At 38.8% G+C, this 2,456-nt stretch carries 3 protein-coding genes and 1 pseudogene; 1 reads left to right on the forward strand and 3 read right to left on the reverse strand.

Features of this window, described 5'->3' with window-relative positions; translation table 11 throughout:
- Positions 1–240 (forward strand): annotated as a pseudogene (locus OA84_RS11510) (IS110 family transposase); the annotation flags it as partial.
- Positions 241–350: 110 nt separating this feature from the next.
- Here the strand turns inward: OA84_RS11510 and OA84_RS11055 are convergent.
- The 3 genes from OA84_RS11055 to OA84_RS11280 all read right to left on the reverse strand — a co-directional run bounded on the left by OA84_RS11055 (position 351) and on the right by OA84_RS11280 (position 2,249).
- Complete coding sequence (locus OA84_RS11055) at positions 351–944, reverse strand: DUF6448 family protein (RefSeq protein WP_039346554.1); 594 nt, start codon at positions 942–944, stop codon at positions 351–353.
- A gap of 54 nt (positions 945–998) precedes the next feature.
- Positions 999–1,295 carry a cupin domain-containing protein gene (locus OA84_RS11060; protein WP_039346557.1) on the reverse strand — a complete coding sequence of 99 codons (297 nt, stop codon included), beginning with the start codon at positions 1,293–1,295 and terminating at the stop codon, positions 999–1,001.
- A 93-nt stretch (positions 1,296–1,388) separates the two neighbouring features.
- Positions 1,389–2,249, reverse strand: coding sequence for a helix-turn-helix domain-containing protein (locus OA84_RS11280; RefSeq protein WP_052252209.1), 861 nt, complete (start codon positions 2,247–2,249; stop codon positions 1,389–1,391).
- Between the last annotated feature and the right edge of the window lie 207 nt (positions 2,250–2,456).

The raw sequence follows: 2,456 nt of genomic DNA on the forward strand, positions 1-2,456 counted from the left end.
AGCAGCATAAGAGGTAAAACGAAAACAAGTCCTCTATGTGATAAATCACTAAAAAGCATTCTTTTTAAAGCTGCTTGTTCTGCCATACAGCACGACCCTCAACTAAAAAATTACTATCTCAGAAAAATAGAGGAAGGAAAGCATAAATTGTCTGTAATTAATGCAGTAGCAAGTAAAATTGTTTTAAGGATTTTCGCAGTCTCAAAAAGAGATCAAAATTATGTGAAAATTTATGCTTAATTATTTGTTTTTATCTTAGAATGCTCAGGGACCTCTCGAAACCAAAACCCCTTCTAGTCACTTGTTTGCTGGACTCGAAGGGGAATGATAGTGAAGAATTATTCGAAGCTTTAATGTGCCGCGCCATGCGACATTACCTTTTCCAAGGCTTCCAAGGTATGCGTGTAATCAACGTAAGCCGCAACATACGCTCTACCTTCCGCCACGGAATGGTCTTTCACTGTACTTAAGGCTGCTGCCTTTTCATATTTTTCTGTAATCACCTTCTGAATATGATTTCCGAGATTATGGAGGAGCGTTTTCACATTACTGCTCGCGAGGGAGTTATCTGCCATCTGAATGATCGGTTCTGTAGAACCTGCAGGTTTTAGGCCGGTGTACGGAGCACCTTCAGTTTCCCGGTGATAGCGAACCAGCGTTTCGAAGAAATGTTTTTCAACAAGGGAATAGATTTCGGCATCTTTATTTTTAAGACTCACCGTTTTATTAAAGAGTTTGATGATTTCTGCTTCTTGTTGCGGTTCAATCCACTTCTTCACAAAGTTTACATTTTCTTTCTCTAAAGCTTTAATGGCGTCTTTAATCACCGGACCATCGTAGGAATCGCAGTGTGCAAATGCGGGTATACTTATTAATAAAAACAAGAGTCCCAGGATCATACGTGTTTTGCTAAAGCTGTTACTTATTTGTTGTAATGTTTTCATGATATTGAATTTTAAAGATTACATATTTTAATAAAAGAGAGAACTGTTAGGTTTTTAATTAAAGTATTGAAATTCTATTTCTTTCGGCATGAGGTGCAGCCCTTTGAAGTCGATTTTTACTTTAATTTGATGTTGGGTGTTTGGGGGTACAACAAATGCATCGCCTTGTTTCAGGAGTTTTTCTTCTCCATTGATTTCGAGCACACACTCTCCTTCATGAATAAAGAGTATGGATTCTAAATTGGCAAGGTGTTTTGGCAATACAGATCCTGCTTTTGCCTGCATCTGTTTGGCTATTAATTGGTTCCCCGAAGCCAGCAATCGGACGGTAGGTTTTGTGATTGGTACCATAACTGTTGTTTTTAATTATAGTACAAAGGTAGGTCGGGAGCCAATGCAAGGGAAGTGCTGCAAGTAGGAAGAATTGGTATAAAGGTCGGAAGATTAACTTCGGTACTCTAAGGGACTTCGTCCAGTGTGTTTTTTAAAGAATTTCCCGAAATGGGAAGGGTCAGAAAAGTTCAAACTGTCAGCAATCTGCGCAATGCTCTGTTTTTTGTTCTGCAAACGCACTTTTGATTCCAGCAACAGCATTTCATTAATCCAGGTTCCTGCCGTTTTACCGCTTACTTCCTTTATTACTGTAGAAAAATATTTGGGTGTTAAATTCATTTTTTCGGCGTAAAAAGAAACTTGTCTTTCCTCCATAAAATGTTTGGCTAAAAGTATTTTAAATTCGGAAAGGAGGTTTAAGTTCTGATCTGTCACAACTTCTCTTTCGGGCAGGTGGCGGTAATGAACATCATCAATTTCATTCAGAATAATATAGATTAAACTTCGGATAATCTCTGAAGTGTGGGGCGCTACATCGGTCGATTTTTGTTGAATTAAATCAAAATAAGCAGTAAACATCTGAAACTCTTCGGCATTTAAGGGGATCACTTCTTGGCCTTTTTTTTCAAAGAAATCAAATTGTTCCAGGTAAGTGATGTCGGTTTGACCTTCCAAAAAGATTTCTTTCCGAAAGAAAAAGATTTTCGCCTTATAACCCTCGCCTATATCCGTAAATTTTCGAATTGCTGAGGGCGCAAGGGTAAATATCGCAGGCGCTTTGGAGATATGGACAAACAGATCAGATTCCAACTGAATATCACCCTCGCTTAGCAGACAGATGGCGTAGGCTGAAGTTCGGTGCGCATCTGCAGTGGCACACGCGTTACTAAGGTGAGACATGTGGTACCAGTCGGTGGTATTGAAGTCTGAGTCTTCAATTTTAGTGTATTCGATGTACGGAATTGATTTCATTGCACCCCTAAGTTACGGTAAAATGTGCCTTCGACAAGCTATTAGATTTGCAAAAGAAAAAGTAACTTAGATTTATTAACCAAAGTATACTGAAAACCAGAGGGGCTAAGGTGAACTAGTTCGACTCGCAAGTAAGACTTATCCTGAGCATTAGACCTTAGCGCCTTTTAGGTTCGAGAACCATTTAGAATTTTAAGTTTTTAGGCT

Origin of the sequence: Kaistella solincola (assembly GCF_000812875.1) — a bacterium.
Lineage (GTDB): Bacteria > Bacteroidota > Bacteroidia > Flavobacteriales > Weeksellaceae > Kaistella > Kaistella solincola.